Annotated in this window: 23 protein-coding genes and 1 pseudogene; 15 read left to right on the top strand and 9 right to left on the bottom strand. The window is 62.4% G+C overall.

Features of this window, described 5'->3' with window-relative positions:
• The first annotated feature begins 49 nt into the window (after positions 1-49).
• The 14 genes from ACERZ8_RS00390 (at position 50) to ACERZ8_RS00325 (ending at position 12,330) form a co-directional block, all read left to right on the top strand.
• Complete coding sequence (locus ACERZ8_RS00390) at positions 50-580, top strand: ester cyclase (protein ID WP_407590152.1); 531 nt, start codon at positions 50-52, stop codon at positions 578-580.
• A 9-nt stretch (positions 581-589) separates the two neighbouring features.
• Entirely contained in the window at positions 590-1,918 is a 1,329-nt protein-coding gene (gene hisD / locus ACERZ8_RS00385; protein WP_407590151.1) for a histidinol dehydrogenase, read from the top strand.
• 62 nt (positions 1,919-1,980) lie between these two features.
• Positions 1,981-2,991, top strand: a complete 1,011-nt coding sequence (locus ACERZ8_RS00380; protein ID WP_407590150.1) for a nuclear transport factor 2 family protein — start codon at positions 1,981-1,983, stop codon at positions 2,989-2,991.
• Complete coding sequence (locus ACERZ8_RS00375; protein ID WP_407590149.1) at positions 2,988-4,037, top strand: ester cyclase; 1,050 nt, start codon at positions 2,988-2,990, stop codon at positions 4,035-4,037. Before ACERZ8_RS00380 ends, ACERZ8_RS00375 begins: the two co-directional genes overlap by 4 nt.
• Positions 4,034-4,795, top strand: coding sequence for an SDR family NAD(P)-dependent oxidoreductase (locus ACERZ8_RS00370; RefSeq protein ID WP_407590148.1), 762 nt, complete (start codon positions 4,034-4,036; stop codon positions 4,793-4,795). Before ACERZ8_RS00375 ends, ACERZ8_RS00370 begins: the two co-directional genes overlap by 4 nt.
• Positions 4,795-5,814 (top strand): LacI family DNA-binding transcriptional regulator, encoded by a 1,020-nt coding sequence (locus ACERZ8_RS00365; protein WP_407590147.1) that lies wholly within the window; start codon positions 4,795-4,797, stop codon positions 5,812-5,814. The genes ACERZ8_RS00370 and ACERZ8_RS00365 overlap by 1 nt, the downstream gene beginning before the upstream one ends.
• The gene (locus tag ACERZ8_RS00360; RefSeq protein ID WP_407590146.1) at positions 5,811-6,779 is read left to right on the top strand and encodes a nuclear transport factor 2 family protein; all 969 of its coding nucleotides are present in this window, start codon (positions 5,811-5,813) and stop codon (positions 6,777-6,779) included. Before ACERZ8_RS00365 ends, ACERZ8_RS00360 begins: the two co-directional genes overlap by 4 nt.
• 86 nt (positions 6,780-6,865) lie before the next feature.
• A complete protein-coding gene (locus tag ACERZ8_RS00355; protein WP_407590145.1) occupies positions 6,866-7,480 on the top strand; it encodes a pyridoxamine 5'-phosphate oxidase family protein in 615 nt (204 codons plus the stop codon).
• Positions 7,477-8,013 carry a DUF6653 family protein gene (locus ACERZ8_RS00350; protein WP_407590144.1) on the top strand — a complete coding sequence of 179 codons (537 nt, stop codon included), beginning with the start codon at positions 7,477-7,479 and terminating at the stop codon, positions 8,011-8,013. The genes ACERZ8_RS00355 and ACERZ8_RS00350 overlap by 4 nt, the downstream gene beginning before the upstream one ends.
• Complete coding sequence (locus ACERZ8_RS00345) at positions 8,010-8,975, top strand: cupin domain-containing protein (protein ID WP_407590143.1); 966 nt, start codon at positions 8,010-8,012, stop codon at positions 8,973-8,975. The genes ACERZ8_RS00350 and ACERZ8_RS00345 overlap by 4 nt, the downstream gene beginning before the upstream one ends.
• A complete protein-coding gene (locus tag ACERZ8_RS00340; RefSeq protein WP_407590142.1) occupies positions 8,963-9,472 on the top strand; it encodes a class I SAM-dependent methyltransferase in 510 nt (169 codons plus the stop codon). The genes ACERZ8_RS00345 and ACERZ8_RS00340 overlap by 13 nt, the downstream gene beginning before the upstream one ends.
• Before the next feature lie 118 nt (positions 9,473-9,590).
• Complete coding sequence (locus ACERZ8_RS00335) at positions 9,591-10,715, top strand: cobalamin-independent methionine synthase II family protein (protein ID WP_407590141.1); 1,125 nt, start codon at positions 9,591-9,593, stop codon at positions 10,713-10,715.
• Positions 10,716-10,779: 64 nt separating this feature from the next.
• Positions 10,780-11,247 (top strand): CIA30 family protein, encoded by a 468-nt coding sequence (locus ACERZ8_RS00330; RefSeq protein ID WP_407590140.1) that lies wholly within the window; start codon positions 10,780-10,782, stop codon positions 11,245-11,247.
• Positions 11,248-11,439: 192 nt separating this feature from the next.
• On the top strand, positions 11,440-12,330 hold the full coding sequence (locus ACERZ8_RS00325; RefSeq protein WP_407590139.1) for an adenylate/guanylate cyclase domain-containing protein: 891 nt from the start codon (positions 11,440-11,442) through the stop codon (positions 12,328-12,330).
• On the opposite strand, the gene ACERZ8_RS00320 is transcribed toward ACERZ8_RS00325, so the two are convergent.
• The 9 genes and pseudogenes from ACERZ8_RS00320 to ACERZ8_RS00280 form a co-directional block, all read right to left on the bottom strand.
• Complete coding sequence (locus ACERZ8_RS00320) at positions 12,327-13,562, bottom strand: mandelate racemase/muconate lactonizing enzyme family protein (protein ID WP_407590138.1); 1,236 nt, start codon at positions 13,560-13,562, stop codon at positions 12,327-12,329. The genes ACERZ8_RS00325 and ACERZ8_RS00320 overlap by 4 nt on opposite strands.
• 70 nt (positions 13,563-13,632) lie before the next feature.
• Positions 13,633-14,724 (bottom strand): zinc-binding dehydrogenase, encoded by a 1,092-nt coding sequence (locus ACERZ8_RS00315; protein WP_407590137.1) that lies wholly within the window; start codon positions 14,722-14,724, stop codon positions 13,633-13,635.
• A 101-nt stretch (positions 14,725-14,825) separates the two neighbouring features.
• On the bottom strand, positions 14,826-16,055 hold the full coding sequence (locus ACERZ8_RS00310; RefSeq protein WP_407590136.1) for a TCR/Tet family MFS transporter: 1,230 nt from the start codon (positions 16,053-16,055) through the stop codon (positions 14,826-14,828).
• A pseudogene (locus ACERZ8_RS00305) lies at positions 16,052-17,373 on the bottom strand (lyase family protein). Before ACERZ8_RS00305 ends, ACERZ8_RS00310 begins: the two are co-directional and overlap by 4 nt.
• A gap of 3 nt (positions 17,374-17,376) precedes the next feature.
• Positions 17,377-18,165 carry a 3-oxoadipate enol-lactonase gene (pcaD, locus tag ACERZ8_RS00300; RefSeq protein ID WP_407590135.1) on the bottom strand — a complete coding sequence of 263 codons (789 nt, stop codon included), beginning with the start codon at positions 18,163-18,165 and terminating at the stop codon, positions 17,377-17,379.
• A 6-nt stretch (positions 18,166-18,171) separates the two neighbouring features.
• Positions 18,172-19,362 carry an endonuclease/exonuclease/phosphatase family protein gene (locus ACERZ8_RS00295; RefSeq protein WP_407590134.1) on the bottom strand — a complete coding sequence of 397 codons (1,191 nt, stop codon included), beginning with the start codon at positions 19,360-19,362 and terminating at the stop codon, positions 18,172-18,174.
• Positions 19,359-20,330 carry a threonine ammonia-lyase gene (locus tag ACERZ8_RS00290; RefSeq protein WP_407590133.1) on the bottom strand — a complete coding sequence of 324 codons (972 nt, stop codon included), beginning with the start codon at positions 20,328-20,330 and terminating at the stop codon, positions 19,359-19,361. Before ACERZ8_RS00290 ends, ACERZ8_RS00295 begins: the two co-directional genes overlap by 4 nt.
• Positions 20,327-21,145 carry an alpha/beta fold hydrolase gene (locus tag ACERZ8_RS00285; protein ID WP_407590132.1) on the bottom strand — a complete coding sequence of 273 codons (819 nt, stop codon included), beginning with the start codon at positions 21,143-21,145 and terminating at the stop codon, positions 20,327-20,329. Before ACERZ8_RS00285 ends, ACERZ8_RS00290 begins: the two co-directional genes overlap by 4 nt.
• Positions 21,145-21,831, bottom strand: coding sequence for a haloacid dehalogenase type II (locus ACERZ8_RS00280; protein ID WP_407590131.1), 687 nt, complete (start codon positions 21,829-21,831; stop codon positions 21,145-21,147). The genes ACERZ8_RS00285 and ACERZ8_RS00280 overlap by 1 nt, the downstream gene beginning before the upstream one ends.
• Positions 21,832-21,991: 160 nt before the next feature.
• On the opposite strand from ACERZ8_RS00280, the gene ACERZ8_RS00275 reads away from it, so the two are divergent.
• The gene (locus tag ACERZ8_RS00275) at positions 21,992-22,426 is read left to right on the top strand and encodes an FKBP-type peptidyl-prolyl cis-trans isomerase (RefSeq protein ID WP_407590130.1); all 435 of its coding nucleotides are present in this window, start codon (positions 21,992-21,994) and stop codon (positions 22,424-22,426) included.
• The last annotated feature ends 24 nt before the right edge of the window (positions 22,427-22,450 follow it).

The raw sequence follows: 22,450 nt of genomic DNA, 5'->3' as shown, positions 1-22,450 counted from the left end.
AAACTCACGCCGGAGGCACCCGCACTCTGCAACACTCCGGGAGTTTGCCATGAAGGGCGCGCGCCCCGAACAGGCCGTCCTGACACACGACACCGACATGTCCAAAACGGACGAGACCCGCGCGGTGATCGAGGGGATGGTCGATGGCCTCAACGATCACCGCATCGACGATATCGGCCAGTTCTTTGCAAAATCCTTTCGCTGGATGGGCAACGCGGGCTGTGGGTCGAAGACGGGCCTGCAGGAGTTTCAGGACAATTGGCAGCGCCCGTTTCAGGCGGCGTTCAGCGACAAGGTCTGCGTTGACGAGGCCCGCCTTTACATGGGCGAATGGGCGGCGGCCTTTGGTCGGCAAGAGGCGACCCATGCGGGTGATTTCATGGGGATTGCCGCGACCGGCAAACGGATCGAAATCCGCTACATGGATTTCTGGAAAGTTGAGGATGGCCGCATCACGGACAATTACGTGATGGTCGATTTTCCCCATGTTCTCGCCCAGCTGGGCCGGGACGTTTTTGATGGTGAGGGCTGGGAAGCCTTTGATCGCGGCGACAAAACCCCGCCGCGCCCGGACGTATGAGGTGACGAGATGACGATTGAACATTTGAAACGCGGCAAGCCCGAGGCCGAGCGGGCCGAAGATGACGCCAAGACCCGGGCCGTCGTGGAGGCAACCCTTGCCGATATCGCCGCGCGCGGGGACGTGGCGGTGCGTGAATTGTCCGAAAAGTTCGACAATTACAGCCCCGCCAGCTTCCGCCTGACCCTGCCAGAGATCGAAGCGCTGATGGCCGAACTGACCCCGCGCGAGATGGAGGACATCAAGTTCGCCCAAGCTCAAGTGCGCGACTTTGCCCAGGCGCAGCGCGACTCGATGCTGGATATCGAGGTCGAGACGATGCCCGGCGTGATCTTGGGCCACAAGAACATCCCCGTGCAATCCGTGGGTTGCTACGTGCCGGGGGGCAAATTCCCCATGGTGGCCTCGGCCCACATGTCCGTGGCGACGGCGAGTGTCGCTGGCGTGCCCCGCATCATCGCGGCCACCCCGCCCTGGCAGGGCAAGCCGAACCCGGCTGTGATTGCGGCGATGCACCTTGGCGGTGCGCACGAAATCTATGTCATGGGCGGCATTCAGGCCGTCGGGGCCATGGCCATCGGCACCGAAACCATCGACCCCGTGCACATGTTGGTCGGCCCCGGCAACGCCTTTGTCGCTGAGGCCAAGCGCCAGCTGTTCGGTAAAGTCGGGATTGATCTGTTCGCCGGTCCGACCGAAACCATGGTGATCGCCGATGACACAGTGGACGCCGAAATGTGCGCCACCGATCTCTTGGGGCAGGCCGAACATGGCTATAACTCGCCCGCCGTGCTGCTCACCAACTCGCGCAAGCTGGCCGAGGCGACATTGGTCGAGATTGACCGTATCCTAACCATCCTGCCGACCGCCGACACGGCCGCCAAAAGCTGGGAGGATTACGGCGAGGTGATCCTGTGCGACACCTATGACGAGATGCTGGCGGTGGCCGATGACATCGCCTCGGAACATGTGCAGGTGATGACGGATCGCGATGATTGGTTCCTTGAGAACATGACCTGCTACGGCGCGCTGTTCCTCGGGCCACGCACCAACGTGGCCAACGGGGACAAGGTGATCGGCACCAACCACACGCTGCCCACCAAAAAGGCGGGGCGCTACACGGGTGGTCTGTGGGTCGGCAAGTTCCTCAAGACCCACTCCTATCAGAAGGTGACCACCGACGCCGCCGCGGCAGAAATCGGCGCCTATGGCTCGCGCCTGTGCATGCTCGAAGGGTTCGTGGGTCATGCTGAACAATGCAATCTGCGGGTGCGCCGCTATGGCGGGGTGAACGTACCCTACGGCACAGGCGCGCCTGCGCGGGATGCTGCGGAATAGGCGGCTTTGCCTCTGTCCTGCGGTTACCCCCAAGGATTTTTGAAATCAGAGAAGATGACCCGATGGGCAGCGACATCAATCAAAGGAACAAAGCAGCAGCGTTGACTTTGTGGGCGGCCCTTGACCGCGATCCGGACACGGCACTGCCCTTGCTTGACGCATTGGAACAATGGCAGGGGCCCGCGCCGATCGGCATCCACACCCAAGCCGCCGACATCGTCGCAGCCCTGTTCGCGCCTTTGCGCGCCGCCATCCCCGATCTACGCCGCGAGACACACATTCTGATGGGCGGCCAGTCCAACGCCCATGAGGACGGGCACGGCGATGGGGCTTGGTGGGTGGCCGGAACGGGCTATTACACGGGCCGCGCCACCGCCCCTGCCTTTGGCATCCCTGCACGCGATCACGACCTGCGCATTCGTTGGGGGGAATTCTTGCGTTTTGACGCGCAGGGGCGGGTGACCCATGCCCAGACGATCTGGGATTTTGTGGACTGGTTCGATCAGATCGGCCTGCCGGCTCTGCCCGCGCCGCGAGGGGCGGCGCATGTCTTTCCGGCTCCGACGGCCTATGATGGCGTGCTGCTGGAACCTCAGGACAACAACGCCACTGATGCCAGCATGGCGCTAGGGCGCGCCCTCATCTTTGGCGGTCTCAACCGCTTTGATGAAACCGATCTGTCCAGCATGGGCATGGCGCGGTTCTTTCATCCCGACGTCAAATGGTATGGCCCCGGCGGCATCGGGGCCTGCCTGTCGCTGAGCGCATTCGAAACCCTGCATCAACGCCCCTGGCTGACCGCCTTTCCCGACCGCAAGGTGATGCATCTGGAAAGCCTCTTTGCCGAAGATCGCATGGTTGCGGCCTCTGGCCCCATGGGTGTGGTGGCCACGCATACCGGCCCTTATCTTGATCATCCGCCAAGCGGGGCACGGATCGAAGTGTCTGGCCTTGATTTCTGGCTGCGCACCGACGGCCAATTCACTGAAAACTGGGTGTTCGTGGATATGGTGCATCTGTTTGCGCAAATGGGCGTCGATCTGTTTGCGCGCGTGCGGGAGCCTGCGGCATGAGCGATCCGCACTCCCGCCACAAGGCGCTTTTGGCCCCGGTCAGGGCGGCGATGTATGACTTTGACATCGATGCCGTGCGCGCCGCCCTTGGCGCGATCTGTGATGCAGATGTTCGGTTCCATCTGGCCTTTCCGTTCGAAACGACGTCGGGCGTGGATGCCTATGTGGCCAAAGCCTACGCGCCTTTGTTGGCCGCGATCCCGGACCTTGAGCGGCGCGATTACATCGTGGTGGCAGGCCCCACACCCGAAGGGCGCGATTGGGTCGGATGCGGCGGATACTACACCGGCACTTTTCAGCACCCCTGGCTCGATATCCCGGCCACTGGGCATATCGTGCACATGCGCTTTCACGAATTCTACCGCTTTGAGGACGACAAGATCGTCGAAATGCAGGCGCTGTGGGACATCCCCGAAGTGATGATGCAGGCAGGCGCCTGGCCCATGGTGCCAAGCCTTGGGCGGGAATGGCATGTGCCGGGGCCTGCGACCTGCGATGGGCTGGTGCCCGGCCCCTATGACGCGACACAAGGAGCGGCCACCTGTCAGCACATTGTCGACATGCTCGACCATATGAAACGCCACCCCGCGCAGGGCGGGCCCGAAGTGATGGAGATGGGCCGGTTCTGGCATCCGCGCATGACGTGGTACGGGCCCAGCGGCATCGGGACGGGCCGTGGCATTGCGGGTTTTCGCAAATGGCACCAGATTCCGTTTCTGAACGCGATGCCGGATCGCGGGCAATATGTGGACGAGATCACCTATCACTTCTTCGGGGATCGGGCTTACGGCGCGGTCACGGGCTGGCCGAATATGTATCAGACCATCAGCCACGGTGGCTGGCTGGGCCTGCCGCCCACAGACAAAAAGATCGCAATGCGTTCACTGGATTTCTGGCGTATGGAAGGGGGCCTGATACGGGAGAACTGGGTGATGGTGGATATGCTGCACATGTATGATCAGATCGGCGTGGACGTGTTTGCACGGATGCGGGAATTCAACACGGCGCGGGCGGGTTTTGACCCTGAGACAGGGCGGGCGATATGAGTACTCTGCCGCGCACACCGTCACTCGACCTGTCGGGCAAACGCGCGCTGGTGACGGGTGCGTCGTCGGGCATTGGTCTGGGCTGCGCTGTCGCACTGGCCGAGGCAGGGGCGCATGTGGTCTGCGCGGCCCGGCGCGCGGACGTGCTGAACGATGCCGTGAGTGCCATGGCGGCCGAAGGCTTCTCGGCAGAGGCGATGCCGCTCGATCAGACTGACATCCCGGCGCTCTATGCGGCCTTTGAACAGCCCTTTGACGTGGTGGTGAACTCTGCCGGTCTCGCCCGCCACAGTGCGGCGGTGGACACCACGCCGGATGATTACAACGCCGTCTTCGACATCAACGTAAAGGGCGCCTATTTCCTGTCGTCCACCGCTGCGCGCGCACTGATCACGACCGGAAGACCCGGTTCGATCATCCATATCTCGTCCCAGATGGGCCATGTCGGCGGGGTGGAACGTGCCGTCTATTGCGCGACGAAACATGCGGTCGAAGGCATGGTCAAGGCCATGGCGATCGAATGGGGCAAGTCGGGCATCCGCATCAACACGATCTGTCCCACGTTCATCCGCACACCGCTCAGCCAGCCGACCTTCGACAATCCGGAACGGTTCGCGTGGATCATGGACAAGATCAAGCTGCCCCGCGCAGGTGAGGTCAGCGACATCATGGGGGCGGTGCAGTTTCTGGCCTCCGACGCGTCGGCCATGGTCACGGGCACGTCGATGATGATCGACGGAGGCTGGACGGCGGACTGATGGGCGAAAAGGTGACAGCACTGGATGTGGCCGAAAAGGCGGGCGTTTCACGCTCTGCCGTCAGCCGCGTGTTCACACCCGGTGCCTCTGTGTCCGAACGCACGGCCAAAAAGGTGCGCACTGCCGCCGAGGCCCTTGGCTATCGCCCCAATGTCCTTGCGCGCTCCCTGATCACCGGGCGCAGCCGCATTGTCGGCTTGCTCGTCGCCTATCTCGAAAACCAGTTCTATCCCGAAGCCATCGAACGGCTCAGCCGCGCGTTGCAGGAACAGGGCTATCACGTCTTGGTCTTCATGGCCTCGAACTCGGGCGAGGAAGCGGACGAGGTGATGGGGGAATTGCTGGATTATCAGGTCGACGGGATCATTGCGGCCAGCGTGGGCATGTCCAATGACCTGACCCGGCGCTGCGAGGCGGCCGGGATACCCATCGTGCTGTTCAACCGCGCACAGGATGACGACCGCCTGTCTGCCGTGACCTCTGACAACTACCATGGCGGGCGCAAACTGGCTGAGTTTCTGATCGCCGGGGGGCATGAACGCATCGCGCATGTTGCGGGATGGGAGGGGGCCTCGACCCAGCGTGACCGCGAGGCGGGGTTTGTTGCGGGTCTGACAGCGGCAGGACAGGACCTGTATGCGCGCGGGGTCAGCCATTTTCAATTCGAGACAGCCAAGGATGTTGCACGCGAGATGTTTGCAGGCCCCGAACGTCCCGATGCGGTCTTTTGCGCCAATGACCACATGGCCTTTGCAGTGATGGATGTGCTGCGGTTCGAACTGGGACTGTCGGTGCCGGGCGATGTGTCTGTCGTTGGATATGATGACGTGACGCTCGCCGCCTGGCCCAGCTACGACCTGACCACCGTGCGCCAACCCGCCGGGCAAATGGCCGAGGCCACAGTCAGCATTCTGATGGACCGCCTTGCCGATCCCGACACAAAACCGCGCCGCGTTGCACTCGACGGCCCCCTGATCATACGCGGCTCTGCCCGCATTCCCAAAGGATGGACCTCATGAAAGGTTTTTCGAACCGGTGGAAGGACTTCCCCGACTACATCATCGGCATCACCAAGGAGATTTGGGAAGATCGGGGCATCGCGACCCTGCACCACTATTACAGCCCCGACATCGTGGTCCGCTCGCCCGCATCGGTGGTGATCGGCAATGAAAAGGTAATCGGGGCGACCATGGCCACGCTGGCCGAATTCCCGGATCGCACTTTGTTGGGAGAGGACGTGATCTGGTCCGGCACCCCGGAAGAGGGGATGTTGTCCTCGCACCGTCTGTTCAGCACCGCGACGCATATGGCGGACGGAGTCTATGGCAAGGCGAGCGGAAAGAAGCTGCAATACCGGATCATCGCCGACTGCCACGCCATCAACGACCAGATCAACGACGAATGGCTGATCCGCGACCAAACCGCCATCGTGAACCAGATCGGATGGGAGGCCAAAGCCTTTGCCGCTGATTTGATCGACCGCGAGGGCGGGCCTGAAAAGGCCGTGCGCCCGCTGACCCCGGCCACAGATCAGCCCGGCCCTTACAAGGGGCGCGGCAACGACAATGAATGGGGCGCGAAATACGCCAATATCCTGACCCGGATCATGGGCGCGGACATGGCCGTGATCCCCGCCGAATATGATCGCGCGGTGCAGTCCGAATATCCCGGCGGAGCGACAGGCCATTCCCATGGCCCGGTCGATCGGTTCTGGATGGGGCTGCGCGCGTCCTTTCCCGATGCGACCTTCACCATCGACCACCAGATCGGACGCGAGGATCCGCTGATGCCACCTCGCGCTGCGATCCGCTGGGCCTTGCACGGCAAACATGATGGCTGGGGCTATTTCGGCGCACCGACGGGGGCCGAAGTCTATGTGCTGGGGATATCCCATGCCGAGTTCGGGCCATGGGGTCTGCGCCGCGAATACACGCTTTTTGACGAGACGGCGGTCTGGAAACAGATCCTGTTGCAGACGGGATAGCCGCGCCATGCGCTTGCATAAAGACCAACCGGTTCCTAACTGTCAGATGCCTGCACATGATGCAGGCGGCTACAGGGATTTTCCTCATGCAACGCTATGACGAATTGATGTTCACCCCGGCTGTGCAGGCCCTCCAAGACGTCGAGGGCGCGCGCGAGATGTATGCCCGCAGCTATGGTGCGCGCACCCGCCCGCTGGGGGAGGACGACATCGGATTCATCACCAGCCGCACGTCGTTCTACATGGCCTCGGTGTCAGAAACCGGTTGGCCCTATGTGCAGCATCGCGGTGGGCCGGCGGGGTTCCTCAAGGTCATTGATGATCACACGCTCGCCTTTGCGGACTATAAAGGCAACAAGCAGCATATCAGCCATGGCAATGTGGCCAGTGACGACCGGGTATCCCTGTTTCTGATGGACTATCCGCGCAAGGCCCGGATGAAATTGCAGGGCCATGCACGGTTCGAAGAGGCGGTGGACAACCCCGACCTTGCCGCACAGGTGGCGTCAGACGGTCAGGGCCGGGTCGAGCGTGTGGTCACGATCAAGCTGGTGGCCTTTGACTGGAACTGCCCGCAATTCATCACGCCCCGTTTTGATGCAGGTGAAATCGCGCAACTGGTCGGCCCGGAAATGGACAACCTGAACGCGCGTATCGCGGAACTGGAAGCCGAAAATGCAGCGCTGCGAGGTGCCGGGTGACAGACATCTACCGCGTCGCTGAACGTCTGATGGGAATGCAGGATGCCGACTGGCAGCGCCATGCAAATCCGCTCAGCGTCTGGTCGCGGTTTTCCTGCCTGCCGCTGATGGTGCTGACCATCTATGCGCGTGTGTGGATCGGGTGGTGGGCGTTGCCGCTGTTCATCCTCAGCGCACTCTGGACATGGATCAATCCGCGCCTGTTCCCACCGCCCGCCGATTTCGGATCATGGGCGTCTCGCGCGACACTGGGCGAGCGTGTCTTTCTGGCCCGCGAGCGCCACGATGTTGCCGCCCACCATATCCGCGCCGCCCATGTGTTGACGGGGCTCTCTGCCATTGGCCTTGTCCCGCTGATCTATGGCCTGATTGTGCTGAACCCGTTCGCCGTTCTGGCGGGCCTTATCGCAACCATCCTGCCAAAGGTCTGGTTCTGCGACCGCATGGTCTGGATTCACGCCGACCTGACCGACACCGTGCCCGGCACACCACTTGCCACACCGCTTTTGCCACCCGAAAGGACCCCGACATGACCCCCGCCGAGATGGAGCCGCGCATCGTGCGTTACGGCGATCTGATGCCCTGCAAGACTGCGTTCATTGACGCGCATACGCCCGGGTCGGATCAAAAGGAAAACTTCACCATCATAGGGGGCGGCGTATCGGAGTCGCCTGACCAGCACGTCCATATCGCGATCCCCCATGGCTTTAACATCGGGGCTGCGGGCCAGCCGCCCAAATGCCGCAACTCGCTGCATTCTCACCGCACGGCCGAAGTCTTCTTTGTCTTGTCGGGCCGCTGGCGGTTTTTCTGGGGCCGCTGGGGCACGGCGGGCGAGGTTGTGCTGGAAGAAGGGGACATTATCAACATCCCAACGGGCATCTTTCGCGGGTTCGAGAATATCGGTACGGATTACGGGATGATCATGGCGATCCTTGGTGGGGATGACGCAGGCGGTGGCGTCATCTGGGCACCGCAGGTGATCGAGGATGCCGCCGATCATGGGCTGGTTCTGGGCGAGAATGGCAAGCTCTATGACAGCAAGAAGGGTCAGAGCCTGCCGGACGGTATCGCGCCGATGCCGGTGCTGAGCGAGGAAGAGCTGAAAGCGTATCCCGAAATGACGCCCATGGAGGTCGTCGGCATGGGTGTGCGCCGCTACAATGACATGATGGCGCTGGGACAGCACGCGCCCTGCAAAGTGATTGGCGAAACAGGGATCATCCGCGACAAGCCGGGCTTCGAAGTCGACCTGATCACGCGCGGCAGTGCGCGTCCCGAAATGCACGAACACGACCGCCCGTCGGTTCTGATGCCCATGCGCGGACACTGGCGCGTGACATGGGAGGGCGGGGCGACCACACTTGCCCCCGGCGACACGATGAGCGTGCCGGAAAACCTGCCCCACAGTGCCGTTCCGTCGATGACGGGCGAGGCGTCCCTTTACCATATCGTCGCCACTGATGATCCCGCCGGACCCACATGGCAGGGATAGACGCCTCTCCGAACGACACGCAGCAGGTCTATGAACGTCAGGCGGCGGCCTATGACGCCGACCGGTCGCGCGCGCTGTTTGAGGCGCGGTGGCTCGCCCGCTTTGCCGCCTGCCTGCAGCCGGGCGGGCGCGTCCTTGACCTTGGCTGCGGAGCGGGAGAGCCCATCGCACGCTGGTTCAAGGCCGAAGGCTTTGCCGTCACCGGCGTCGATTTCGCCGCGCCCATGCTTGATCTTGCCCGCGCGCGCTGGCCGGACGGTGACTGGCGGCAGGGGGACATGCGCCAGCTTGATCTGGGCGAAAGCTTTGATGGCATCATCGCCTGGGACAGCTTTTTCCACCTGCGCCCCGATGAACAACGCATCTGCATCGCCCATATGGCGCGCCATCTTGTGCCGGGCGGTTCGGTATTGATCACCGTAGGTCCCATGGCAGGCGAGATCCGCAGGAACGGTCGGGGGCGAAACGGTCTATCACGCCTCGCTTTCGCCGGGTGATTACGTCACATGCCTTGAACAAAACGGTATGCGATTGACGGGATTTCTGGCCGAAGACCCGGAGACAGACAAACACAGCGTGCTGATGGCGCGCAAAGACCACGATCAGGAGACTTAGATGACCATTCTCACCACCCATGTCGGCAGCCTGCCACGCACCCAGGAGGTCGTGGATTTCATCTTTGCCCGCGAAAATGGCGACGACTATGACGCCGCCGCATTCGATGCGGCCATGGGGCAGGCGGTGGATGACACGGTGGCCAAACAAGTGGCGGCGGGGGTTGATATCGTCAGTGACGGCGAGACGTCCAAGATCAGCTATGCCACCTATGTCAAAGATCGCTATACCGGGTTTTCCGGTGACAGCCCGCGCAACGCACCTGCCGATCTCAAGCAGTTCCCCAGCTTTCTCAAACGTCTGGCGGATGATGGCGGAACCCCGAAATACGCGCGGCCCATGTGCACGGGCGAGGTCAAAAGCCGTGGGCAGGGTGAGTTGGAAAAGGACATCGCAAACCTAAAGGCGGCGATGGCCAAGCATGGGGCGACACGCGGGTTCATGAATGCGGCCTCGCCCGGCGTGATTTCCCTGTTCCTGCAAAACGACTTTTATCCGACGCGTGACGCCTATCTGGCGGCGCTGGCGGATGCGATGAAGGCGGAATATGACACCATCGTCGCCTCCGGTCTTGATCTGCAACTGGACTGCCCCGACCTTGCCCTGTCGCGCCATATGCTGTTTGCAGACCTGTCGGATGCCGAATTCGTCAAGATCGCCGATGCCCATGTCGAGGCGCTGAACCATGCGCTGCGGGATGTGCCGGCGGACAAGGTGCGCGTACATATCTGCTGGGGCAACTACGAGGGGCCGCATGTCTGTGACATCGACATGGACACGGTCTTTCCAACCCTGATGTCGACCAAGGCGCGCTATGTGCTGTTTGAAACCTCGAACCCGCGCCACGCGCATGAATGGACTGTATTCCGCGACCGCCGATCCGAAATCCCGGATGACAAGGTCCTGGTCCCCGGCGTTGTCGACACCACCACCAATTTCGTTGAACACCCCCAAGTTGTCGCACAACGCATCGAACGGTTCACCGATATCGTCGGCGCGGACCGGGTCATTGCGGGCAGCGATTGCGGGTTTGGCACATTTGCAGGCTTTGGCGCCGTCGATCCGGATATCGCCTATGCAAAGTTGGGGGCACTTTCGTCCGGGGCCGCGCTTGTCAAAACGTAAAGCAATGGTGTGGGCCGCACTGTGCGCTCTGCTATGGTCACCGCTGCACGCTGGGGAGGCTGCTTTGGACCTGTCAACGAACTGGGAATATGTGGCCGACACGGTCATGGGCGGTGTGTCGCGCGGGCAGGCCACGCGCGAAACTGTTGACGGTCGCAACGCCACGCGCCTGACCGGGAACGTGTCGCTCGACAACAATGGCGGCTTTGTCCAGATCGCCTTTGATCTGGCGGGTGGCGATGACTTTGACGGCAGTGCGTATGCCGGGATCACGTTCGATGTGCGCGGGAATGGCGCAACATATGACCTGCGCGTGCGCACCCGCGCACTGGACCGACCATGGCAATCTTTTCGGACCAATTTCGAAGCCCCCGCAGAATGGACAACAGTGTGCGTCCCCTTTAAGGCGCTTGTGCCCCACCGCACCGACGCCACGTTCGATCCCGCCACCTTGCGCCGCATCGGCATTCTGGCCGTGGGGCAAGAAATGCAGGCCGATATCGCTGTTTCTTCGATTGCGCTTTACCGCTGATCCGGTGCGGGGCAGTCAGGTTCACGACTTCTTTTGCTCAACGGGCGTGCAGCTATGCGCGCAACCCCTTTATTTCCGGACCGTATTGGCGCTTAATGCGCGCAGATATTTTAAACGACAGTCATTTCTGTTTCGAATTGCCGTCAGTGCCCGGTTTGGGGCGGCACCGACGAAGTTGGAGGATCCATTGCAATGAGGGTTGAGCGCGCGATTTTGTTGGCCGACGTGTCCGGCAGCACAGCGCTATATCGCACACATGGCGACGAACGGGCCAGCCAATTGGTGTTTGAATGCGTCGAGGGCATGCAGAAAATCGCGACCATTCATGGCGGTGAATTCGTGCGATCCAAAGGTGACGACGTTCTTTGCCTTTTCGAATCTGCGGACGCCGCCGTCTTGGCGGCAGGCGATATGATGACACATGGCGCGCGGGGTGCTGTGTCCTTGCATGCCGGTCTGCACTGGGGCCTGGTGGTGCACCGGGGCACGGAACTCTTTGGCGATGCGATCAACATTGCCGCGCGCCTGTCCTCGCAAGCCAAGGAAAACGAAGTGCTGATGAGCCGCACGCTTGTCAATTACACCAAGTCTGTGGACCGTGCCACGCTGCGTTCGCTTGGCGAACACAGCCTGCGCGGCATCAACATGCCGACCGAGATTTTCGCGTTGATGGCCGGGGGCGATGAAGATGGCGGCGTGACCAACTTTGCCGCCCAACCCACCGTCGTTCAGTTCCAGCGCAAGGATCAGGTGGCCAGAACCGCTGTACGCCTGTCATGGATGAACTGGTCGCAGGACATTCACGAGGGCGATCAGATCACGGTTGGCCGCTCGTCTGCCTGTGGTCTTGTGGTGCCCGAGGCGTGGGTGTCGCGTGTCCACGCGGCCATCACCGTGAGGGGCGGGATTGTCGAATTCAAGGACAGCTCGTCCGCAGGCACGACCCTCGCCATCGGTGCCGCGCCCGAGTTTTACATCTGCCGCCAGACGGTGGCACTGACTGGCAACGGTTCCATTGCGCTGGGCGGTGTCGCGTCGGGCGATGCCCCGCGCATCACCTACGAAGTGGTGCAGGTGGACTAATCCTCGCGCGGTGCAGGCGCACCGCCTTCAAAATTGTTGCCGTTCTGATAATCGCAAGGCGCCTCCTGCATCTGCAAGTGCAACCCGTCTCCGGTATAGCGATGCGCACGGGCCAGCACCTCATCCACGTCGATCCCAAGCCCCGGTGTGTCGGGCGGCGTGATAAAGCCGTCATCGACGCGGATCGTCCCCTTGATCAGTTGATCATGGAACGGCGTTTCGATGGTTTCACACATCAGGATATTGGGGATCGAGGCGGCAAGCTGCACGTTGGCCGCCCACTCGATCGGTCCGGCATAGAGGTGCGGGGCCATCTGCGCATTGTAGACTTCGGCAATGGCGGCGACCTTCTTCATCTCAGAGATGCCGCCAGCGCGGCCCAATGCGGGTTGCAGGATGCTTGCCGCACCAGAGCGCAGGATGGGCGCAAATTCCGCCTTTGTCGTCAGCCGCTCGCCGGTGGCAACAGGGATACGCACGGCGCGCGCCACCTTGGCCATCTCTCCGATTGCATCCGGTGGAATGGGTTCTTCGAACCAAAGCGGCGCATAGGGTTCCAACGCCTGACCCAGCCGGATTGCCCCTGCCGTGGTGAACTGCCCATGGGTGCCGAACAGCAAATCGGCGCGGTCCCCGACGGCCTCGCGGATCGCCTTGCAAAAGGCGACCGACTGGGAAATGTCGCGCATCCCCGGCATGTGGCCGCCGCGCATTGTGTAGGGGCCCGCGGGGTCGAATTTCACGGCCGTATAGCCGCGGTCCACGCAGTCCAGCGCGGCCTCCGCCGCCATCTCGGGCGATGTCCAGAAGTCATTCAGGTCGTGATGGGGCAGGGGATAAAGGTAGGTATAGGCGCGAATACGGTCGTTCATCCGCCCCCCGAGCAACGCATGCACAGGGCGGTCCCGCGCTTTGCCCAGAATATCCCAGCACGCAATCTCAAGGCCCGAAAACGCACCCATCACACTCAGATCGGGGCGCTGCGTAAAGCCCGAGGAATACGCACGGCGGAACATCAATTCGATGTTCTCCGGGTTCTCGCCCTCCATATGACGGGCAAACACATCCTTGATCACGGCGCGCATCGCCTCCGGCCCGACGGACGAGGCATAGCATTCGCCCCACCCGACAATCCCGTCATCCGTGGTCAGCTTGACCAATATCCAGTACCGCCCGCCCCAGCCCGGGGCCGGCGGTGCGGTCACGATAATGTCGAGATCCCGAAGTTTCATGATGAGCCCATCTTCTCTGATTTGAAGTAATCCCGGGGGAGGCCCGCAGGGACGGGGGCAGAGCCCCCTTTTAATGATCAAACACAATCACATTGCGCCGTGCGGCACCTGCCTTGGTATCGGCAATCGCCTCGTTGATCTGGTCCAGCGACCAGCGTCCCGAAATCAGGCTGTCCAGTTGCAGCCGCCCCTGTTCGTACAGATCGACCATCCACGGGATATCGCGCTGGATCACGACGTCTCCCATTTTTGAGCCAACCATGCCCTGACCCATGAAGGCGACCGTGACGGGTTCATATTCCGCCATCGCGCCGGAATGGGGCATGCCGACCATGACGACCTTGCCCCCGCGCCCCAGGTAGCGCAGCGCCTGATTATAGGCGGGGATCGCACCGACAGTGACGATCACGGCCTCGGCCCCCTTGCCGCCAAGGGCCTTGTAGGCGGTCCGCCATGGCGTATCGCCGGTTGCCAGCACCCCATGGGTGGCCCCGAAGGATTTGGCGTCTGCCAGCTTTTCCTCGGTCATGTCCACGGCGACGATGCGCCGCGCCCCTGCAATCCGCGCGCCCTGAATGGCGTTGAGGCCAACGCCGCCTGCGCCAATGACAACCACGTCCTGCCCTGCGCGCAGTCCGGCGGCGTTCACGACTGCCCCAACGCCGGTGATGACACCGCAGGCGATCAGACTGGCCGCATCCTTGGGCATCTTGGCCGAGACTTTGACCAGTTGGCTCTGATCCACCACTACCTTTTCGGCAAAGGCCCCGCAGGCCATCGCCTGATGCAGCATGCCATTGTCGGTCGTCCGGATCGGCCCAGCATCGCCGTCATAGGGTGTTTCGCAGATCGTCGGCTTGCCGCCCGCGCAGGACGTACAGGTGCCGCAGGCCCGGATCAGGGTGACCACCACGCTGTCCCCGACCGCGACACCGTTCACATTGGCACCAACTGCACTGACCACGCCCGATGCCTCGTGCCCGTAGACGGCAGGCAGGCTGCCACCCCAGGCGCCGTCGGCAAATGAAATGTCGGAATGGCAGATGGCCACCGCGTGCACTGTCACCTCGACTTCGCCGATCTCGGGCGCGCGCAGGTGGATGTCCTCGATCACGAGGGGGGCACCGAATTCGTGGCACACGGCCGCTTTGATTGTCTGCATATCAGTCCTTTGCCGCGCGCCAGTCACGTGCCGCGCTTCGCGTTGCGTTTTGTAGAACGGTGGCGCAGGCACGCCGTACCCGCAAGTGCGATTGCGACAGATTATGGGCGGGGTTCACCGGCAGCATCTGCGGAAACACCGATTTTTCCGGCGCGCAGGAACACCATCAGCCCCAGCGCCATCAGGATCGCGGACAGGTAGAACGACGCCCCCGGCATGTAGACGGGCGCATTCGGCCCGGTGAAGGAATAGAACACATATGTCATGATCATCGGCGCAATGATCATGGCCATCGCAGATACGGATGTCAGCGCGCCCTGCAATTCGCCCTGCTGGTTGTCATCCACAGCCTTCGACATAATGCCCTGAAGCGCGGGCGTGATCACGGCGGGCAAGGCCGCCAGCGGGGTCAGGATCAGCAACAGCGTGCCCGAACTCACAAAGCCGATCAGCAGGAACACACCGACATCGGCGATATGCCCGTAAATGACCGACCCCCGTTCCCCGATCAGGCGCAGGATCGGACGGATCAACCCACCCTGCACCACGGCCATTGCGACTCCGAACAGTGCCAGTGACAGCCCCCGCATCCCAGGCGACCAGTCAAAGCGCTCAAGAGTGTAAAAACTCCAGATCGCGGGATAGACGGTGAACGCCACCTGATAGATAAAAAAGACCACCAAAAGCGGGCCCAGACCCGGCAGTCGGGCGAGATGTTTGAATAGTCCGAACGGATTGGCGCGCCGCCATTCAAACGGACGGCGGATGCGATCATCCACCGTTTCGCGCAGCACGAAATACCCGAACACTGCGTTGGCTGCGGCCAGCGCTGCGGCGGCATAAAACGGGGCCCGGGTGCCATATTCGGCCAGAATGCCCCCGATCAGCGGGCCAAAGACGAACCCCATACCAAACGCCGCCCCTATCAGCCCGAAATTCGCGGCCTTTTCGGACGGTTTGGAGATGTCGGCCATATAGGCGTTCGCCGTCGACTGGGTCGCGGCCGTGATGCCGCCCACGATCCGGCCCGCCAGCAACAACCAGATGGAGCCCGCAACGGCCATCACCAGATAGTCCGCCGCCATTACCACAAGCGAGGTCAGCAACACCGGTCTGCGCCCGAACCGGTCCGACAGTGCCCCGACGACTGGGCCGAACAGGAATTGCATCAGCGCAAAGATCGTGGACAGCAATCCGCCCCACAGCGCGGCAGACCCGATATCGGCCCCGCGCACCTCCTGGATAAGATCAGGCATGACCGGCACGATCAGCCCGATACCCATCGCATCCAGCATCACCGTGAACAGGATGAATGCGACCGGCAGTTTCAAAGGCTGCTCACCCGTCTGGCAAAGGCGCGCGCATCCGCCGGTGCCAGCCCCATCTGCGCGTCTGCGTCAAACAGTTCATCCGGCAGGTCGGGATGAGCGGCTTGTGCCACCTCGCGCAGCGGGCGGTTATCTGCGACGGCGTGGGCAACCAGCGCCTTGGTGGCGGTCTGTGCATCGGGGCGTGACATATGGCGGGCGAGGGCAAAGCTGAGCGCCTCTGCATGCAGCAGGCCCAGTCCATCGACATGCGCGCGCATCCGAGCGGTGTCGGGGCTGAGCCCCTCGATCAGACCCCGCGCAGTTTCCAGACTTGCCGCCGTTGAAAGTGCGATCTGCGGCAGCACCATCCATTCGGTAAACCACGCCGCCCCGTCGCGCTGATACTGATGGACTGCGGCGGATTGCAGGCTGGCCCGCAGGCCTGCCATCTGATGGTTCAGTGCCACCAGAACGGACGGTGCCACGGGGTTCTGTTTTTGCGGCATGGTCGATGACGCACCCGCCCCGTCCAGACGCACCTCGCCTGTGTCGGATGCGGCCAGCCCGATCAGGCTGTGCCCCATTGCGGCCAGCGTCGCGCTCACGTCGTTCATCCATTCGGCAATGCGCAGAATGGGGCCGCGGTCGGTGTGCCAACTGCGCCCCGGATCGTTCAGACCCAGCGCCTCTGCCAATGCGGCGCGTGTCGCGGCCGCCTCTGACCCCAACGCGGAAGCTGTGCCCGCAGCGCCACTGAGGCTGACCCAAAGCGATGCATCCCACAGCGCTGCCAACCGGTCCAGCGCGTCCGCCAAAGGGTGTCCCCACTGCGCAAGCACGCCCCCCAAGACGTCACCGTCGCATGCTGCCCATAGGTGCGAGCGGGCATGGGCGTGTCGGCATGCGCCTCGGCCTCGCGTGCCATGGTCTGTAGAACGGCGCGCAACGTGTCTTCCTGCGCGGCAAGCGTCTGGCGCATGCGCAGCATCAGGGCAGTGTCGATGATGTCCTGACTGGTCGCGCCCCAATGCGCGTATTGCGCATGTTCCGGGGCCTCCATCGCGGCACGGAACGCGGTGACGAGGCCGGGCACGCTGACCCCGTTTGCACCCGTACTGTCCGCCAGCCCGGCAGGGTCGATCTGTACCTCAAGGCTTGATCGATGAATGAAAGCGGCGCTGAGTTCGGGTATGATGCCTTGCGCGCCCTGCACCTTGGCCAATGCCCCTTCGACCAGCAACATGGCGCGCACCTCGGCACTGTCAGACCACAGCCGCCCCACCTCTCCGGTGCCAAACAACTGGCCATAGAGGGCAGAGGCGAAAACACTGGCGGCCATCGCTCAGATATGTCCCGTCGCGCGCATGAAGTCACTGAGAACACTTGCATATTCCTCGGGCCGCTCAACACAAGGCAGATGGCCTGCGCGGCGTATAAGATGGAACTTGCTGCCGGGGATCAGATCAACCGTCTCGCGCACCAGATCGGGGGGCGTGGCACCATCCTCGGACCCGGCAATACCCAGCGTGGGCAGGCGCAAAGTGGCCGTTGTGGCAAAGAAATCGCTGCCCGAGATCGCGGCGGAGCAGCCCGCATATCCGTCGTCCTGCTGGCGCACAAGCATGTTGCGCCATAACTCCAGGTCGGGCGTTTCGAGAAAGGCCTTGGAAAACCACCGCTCCATCGTGGCATCCCCAAGGGCCTCAATCCCGCCCGCCTTGACGCCCGCAATCCGGTCATCCCAGATCTGTTTCGTCCCGATCTTGGCCCCGGTATTGGACAGCACCATCGCGCGCATCAGGTCCAGCCGCTTGACAGCGAGGCCCTGGGCGATCAGCCCGCCAATGGACAAGCCGACAAAGAACGCGTCGCGGAACCCGTGCAGGTCCATCAGTTTTTCCACATCCGACACCAGCGCGCCCATCGCATATGGGCCCGTAGGGCAGGTCGACAGCCCATGGCCACGCTTGTCATAGCGCAGGATGCGCAGACCGGCGGGCAGCAGCGGCAGGATCGGGTCCCAAAGGCGCATGTCCGTGCCAAGCGAGTTGGCGAAGACAACAGGCGCACCATCGTCAGGCCCATCAATCCGGTAATGCAGGCGCACGTCGCCCAGGTCTGCCATGTGCATCAGAAATCAGTCCTTTAGTCGCATATGGGCGATGATCTGCCCGTGATCAGAAGCCAGTTTGTTATACGGCGCCTCGGGATGGCTGCCATCTGTCAGATGATCGTTCAACACGCTGAAATAGTCCATCTGCCCGATGCTTCCCTTCGCGTCAGGCAGAAAGTGGCGGGACATGTAGATCTGGTCGATGCTTTCATAAACACCGCCAAACGCTGCCGTATAGACCATGTCGCGTGCTGATTTCTTCACAAACTGGCGTTCGGCGGAATGCAGGCGCACAGCCTCAATGTCTTCTTGAATCTGCGTGTTTTCCTCTTCGGAATAGCGATCGCGCGGAGTTTGCGCGTCATGGCGCAGCATCCATGCATAGTTCTTGAACGGCACCTCGCCGCTGATGATTTCCGAGCTGACCGCGTGTTCGCCGTCGTTGAAATCCCCCAGCACCATCACCGGGTGGCCCGCCTGCAACTCAGACACGATGGCGCGACGCAGCACCCACGCCTCGGCCATCCGGCGCAGGGCAGACCGCAGACCCCCGAGAGCCCGACCGACGGGATCATATTGCGTCAGGTCGACTTCGCGCGGGGCGCCGCCGTTTTCGGGGCGCACGAATTCGCCCAGCTTGGATTTGAGGTGACAGTTGAACACGGTCACCACGTGCCTTCCGACAGGCACGCGGACCTTCAGGATCGGGCGGCTGAGGCGGGTGAGGCGGAAACTGCCCCCGCCATCCGGCCCCATGGGGCCAAAGTCGATATCCACAGGCTCGGCGAGGTCCTGAATGACCTCAGGTGCACCCACAAATCCGAACCGCGACAGGATCGCAACGCCGGGGCGACGCTGGCCGGGACCGCCATCATTGACGTTCAAGGCGACAGCCAATGCCGCATCGGTGTAGGGACGATAGGCCAGTTTGCGAAAGATGGCCTTGCGCCGATAGCGCTTGTCCGGGCCGGGGATATGGGCGGCATTGTCTTCGATCCCACCCGCGTCGGCCTGTGCCAGCACATCGCGCAGCGCGCTTTCCTCGAATATCTCCTGAAAGCCAACGATATCGGCATCCATCGCCTGAACCTGCTCGGCCAGCCAATCGGTTTTCCAAGCATATTCCTCGGGTGTATAGCTTTGAAACCGATAGTATTCCTGCTCTGGTCCGATCAGGTTCTTGACGTTGAAACTGGCAATGGAAAATTCTGTCATTTGAGGGTCGCAAGGCTCCGGGCAAAGATATCGGGGTCGACGTTGCCGCCCGATATGGTGACGATCACATCATCCCCTTCAATTTGATCCTGACGACACAATGCGGCAGCAAGGGCAACTGCCCCGCCGGGTTCGGCCACCACCTTGAGGCGTAAAAACGCCTGCGCCATGGCGTGCAGGGCGTCCTCTTCGCTGACCACCAGACCGGGGCCGCACAGGCGCTGCATGATCGGAAAGGTGATGTCGCCGGGTTGCGGGGTGATGATCGCATCACAGATGTTGCCGGAAACGCGATTGTTCCGCTCGATCCCGCCGGAGCGGAGCGAGCGGGTCACATCGTCAAAGCCCTCAGGCTCGACCGGGCGCACGCGCATGTCCGGCGCGTCAGCCTCAAGCGCCAATGCGATGCCCGACGTCAGCCCGCCGCCCCCACAGCAGACAAGCACGTCGGCTTTTGTCACCCCTTGGGCGGCGGCTTGCGCAGCGATTTCTAGGCCGGTTGTGCCTTGGCCCGCAATGACCTGAGGTTCATCAAAGGGGCGGATCAGGGTCAGGCCGCGTTCCTCGGCCAGCTGCGATCCGATCCGGTCGCGGTCTTCGCTACCACGGTCATACAGGACGACTTCTGCCCCCAATGCCTTGGTGTTGGCGATCTTGAGGGCCGGGGCATCCGAGGGCATGACGATGACCGGCGGCACGCCATGCAAGGTGGCCGCGTGCGCCACGCCTTGCGCATGGTTGCCGCTGGAAAAGGCGATCACGCCGCTTGCCCGGATGTCAGGATCAAGGGCGGACAACGCCGACCACCCGCCGCGAAACTTGAAACTGCCGGTGCGTTGCAGGCATTCCGGTTTTACCCAGACACGCCGCCCCGCGATCTCGTCGATGAAGGGCGAATTGAGCAGGGGTGTGACGCGCGCGTGGCCCTCAAGGCGCTGTGCGGCGGCGCGGATCATGTCGATGTTCACTGCAATTGCTCCATCCAGGCGCGCAGGGCGGCCACTGCTTCGGGTTCGTCCAGAAACGGGACGTGCCCGCGTTTTGGCACTTCGGCATGGATCATGTCGGGGCGGCGGGTCTGCATCTTCTGCGCCGTCTCGGCACTCAGCAAATCGGACCCCGCCCCGCGGATCAGGCAAAGGGGCTTGCCCGCAAGTGCGTCAAAGAAGGGCCACAGATCCGGGACCTCTCCACCTGCCTCGACGGCATCGCGCAGATGCGGGTCGTAGGTGATGTCCAGACCGCTCGCGCCTTCCACAAAATGGGTGCGGGCCTCTTGCATCCAGCGGGCGGGCGGGACGTCTTCGAACCCTTTGAGCACATAAGGCAACGCCATCGCCGCCTCGGCATGGCTGCGCGCTGCGGGTTTGCGGCCCAGATAGACCATGATGCCCGCCAGCCCATCCGGGTCCAGTTCCGGGCCAACGTCATTGAGTGCTGCGCCGATCAGGCGGTCCGGTGCGGCAGCAGCAAGACCCATTGCATTCAAACCCCCACGCGACGTGCCAAGGATCGCGACCGAAGACAGGGACAGATGATCCATCAACTCCATCACATCGCGCACCTCAACGGGCAGCGTGTAATTCTGCCAATCGGGATCAAAATCCGACTGCCCGCGCCCGCGATAATCCAGCTTGATCAGACGGCAGGGGGGCAGATGCGGTGTGACGTATTGAAAATCCTCGGTGGTGCGGGTCAGCCCCGGCAGGCACAGCAGCGGCAGGCCGTCGCCTTCGTCGGTGTAAAACAGCTCCAGCCCGTCAGACGTGGTGAATTTTGCCATCACACGCCTGCCAATGCGGGAATGCCCGTGAGATCACTGAGGGTGTTCGCGGGTGTCCATGGCAAACGGTCCACCGGGTCGCCCGCGCGGTTGACCCAAGCGGTGGTGAACCCGTACCCGGTCGCGGCGGCGGCATCCCAGCCGTTGGACGAGACAAACAGCACCTCATCCTTGGCACAGCCAAAGCGCTGGCCCACCAAATCATAGACGCGCGCATCGGGTTTGAAGATGCCCACCGACTGGACCGAAAGGCTGTCGTCAAGCACATCCCAGATCCCTGCGGACTGCACGGCCCCGTCCAGCATGTCAGGCGATCCGTTGGACAGAATGGCGGTGTTCAGCCCGGCGTTCTTGAGGGTGTGCAGCATCTCGGGCACTTCGGGATAGGCCTGCAATTCCCAATAAAGCGCAAGCAGGCGTTCGCGTAAGGCCGGATCGCGGTCATGCCCGGTCTTTTCCAGCGCCCAGTCCAGCCCATCCTGCGTGACCTGCCAGAAATCGGTGTGCGCGCCGGTGACAGCCCGCAGCCACGTGTATTGCAACTGCTTGGCGCGCCAGTGTTCGGCGATGCCCGGCCAGTCGTCCTTGATCGCCGCGAAGGATGGATCACCCGCGGCCTGTCGCGCAGCAGCGGCCACATCGAACAACGTGCCATAGGCGTCAAAGATGCAGGTGGTGATGGGCATGGCGGGACCTTTCGATTTGCCGGATCAGAGTGGCACGGAGGCGCGGGGACGAAAAGGGGCTGAGGCGCGAAAAGGAGGCACATGCGAAAACCGGTCATGTGGGGTTTACCCCCTGCGCTCAGACGGGCAGGGTATGCCTCAACCAAAAGGAGCATGCCACATGGCCGAGATCAAGGACGGCGACACAGTGCGGATCCACTACACGGGCACACTGAAAGACGGGACCACCTTTGACAGCTCCGAAGGGCGCGACCCGCTGGAATTTGTCGTGGGTGCCGGGCACATCATCAAGGGCCTGGATTCAGCCCTGCCGGGCATGCAGGAAGGTGAAAAGAAGACCGTGAGCATCGACTGCGCGGATGCTTACGGCCCGATCAATCCGGCCCTGCATCAGGGCGTGCCGCGCGACGCGATCCCCGATGACATCCCGCTTGAAGTTGGCATGCAATTGCAGATGCAAACCCCCGAGGGCCAGCCGATGCCGGTCACCGTGACGGAGATTGACGACGAACAGGTGATGCTGGACGCCAACCACCCGCTGGCGGGCCGTGATCTGGTGTTTGAATTCGAAGTGGTGTCAATCGACGCGGCATAGGGTTTGGGCACCGTTTGGGGCATA

It is taken from the genome of Tateyamaria armeniaca (genome assembly GCF_045797845.1).
In the GTDB taxonomy this organism is placed as follows: domain Bacteria; phylum Pseudomonadota; class Alphaproteobacteria; order Rhodobacterales; family Rhodobacteraceae; genus Tateyamaria; species Tateyamaria armeniaca.
The sequence above is the reverse complement of the archived record's forward strand: the minus strand, read 5'-3'. Positions and strand labels throughout refer to the sequence as shown.

Coding starts and splice junctions, on each gene's coding strand:
- ACERZ8_RS00390 (WP_407590152.1), top strand. CDS start 50: ATGAAGGGCGCGCGCCCCGAACAGGCCGTCCTGACACACGACACCGAC.
- hisD (WP_407590151.1), top strand. CDS start 590: ATGACGATTGAACATTTGAAACGCGGCAAGCCCGAGGCCGAGCGGGCC.
- ACERZ8_RS00380 (WP_407590150.1), top strand. CDS start 1,981: ATGGGCAGCGACATCAATCAAAGGAACAAAGCAGCAGCGTTGACTTTG.
- ACERZ8_RS00375 (WP_407590149.1), top strand. CDS start 2,988: ATGAGCGATCCGCACTCCCGCCACAAGGCGCTTTTGGCCCCGGTCAGG.
- ACERZ8_RS00370 (WP_407590148.1), top strand. CDS start 4,034: ATGAGTACTCTGCCGCGCACACCGTCACTCGACCTGTCGGGCAAACGC.
- ACERZ8_RS00365 (WP_407590147.1), top strand. CDS start 4,795: ATGGGCGAAAAGGTGACAGCACTGGATGTGGCCGAAAAGGCGGGCGTT.
- ACERZ8_RS00360 (WP_407590146.1), top strand. CDS start 5,811: ATGAAAGGTTTTTCGAACCGGTGGAAGGACTTCCCCGACTACATCATC.
- ACERZ8_RS00355 (WP_407590145.1), top strand. CDS start 6,866: ATGCAACGCTATGACGAATTGATGTTCACCCCGGCTGTGCAGGCCCTC.
- ACERZ8_RS00345 (WP_407590143.1), top strand. CDS start 8,010: ATGACCCCCGCCGAGATGGAGCCGCGCATCGTGCGTTACGGCGATCTG.
- ACERZ8_RS00340 (WP_407590142.1), top strand. CDS start 8,963: ATGGCAGGGATAGACGCCTCTCCGAACGACACGCAGCAGGTCTATGAA.
- ACERZ8_RS00335 (WP_407590141.1), top strand. CDS start 9,591: ATGACCATTCTCACCACCCATGTCGGCAGCCTGCCACGCACCCAGGAG.
- ACERZ8_RS00325 (WP_407590139.1), top strand. CDS start 11,440: ATGAGGGTTGAGCGCGCGATTTTGTTGGCCGACGTGTCCGGCAGCACA.
- ACERZ8_RS00320 (WP_407590138.1), bottom strand. CDS start 13,562: ATGAAACTTCGGGATCTCGACATTATCGTGACCGCACCGCCGGCCCCG.
- ACERZ8_RS00315 (WP_407590137.1), bottom strand. CDS start 14,724: ATGCAGACAATCAAAGCGGCCGTGTGCCACGAATTCGGTGCCCCCCTC.
- pcaD (WP_407590135.1), bottom strand. CDS start 18,165: ATGCACATGGCAGACCTGGGCGACGTGCGCCTGCATTACCGGATTGAT.
- ACERZ8_RS00295 (WP_407590134.1), bottom strand. CDS start 19,362: ATGACAGAATTTTCCATTGCCAGTTTCAACGTCAAGAACCTGATCGGA.
- ACERZ8_RS00285 (WP_407590132.1), bottom strand. CDS start 21,145: ATGGCAAAATTCACCACGTCTGACGGGCTGGAGCTGTTTTACACCGAC.
- ACERZ8_RS00280 (WP_407590131.1), bottom strand. CDS start 21,831: ATGCCCATCACCACCTGCATCTTTGACGCCTATGGCACGTTGTTCGAT.
- ACERZ8_RS00275 (WP_407590130.1), top strand. CDS start 21,992: ATGGCCGAGATCAAGGACGGCGACACAGTGCGGATCCACTACACGGGC.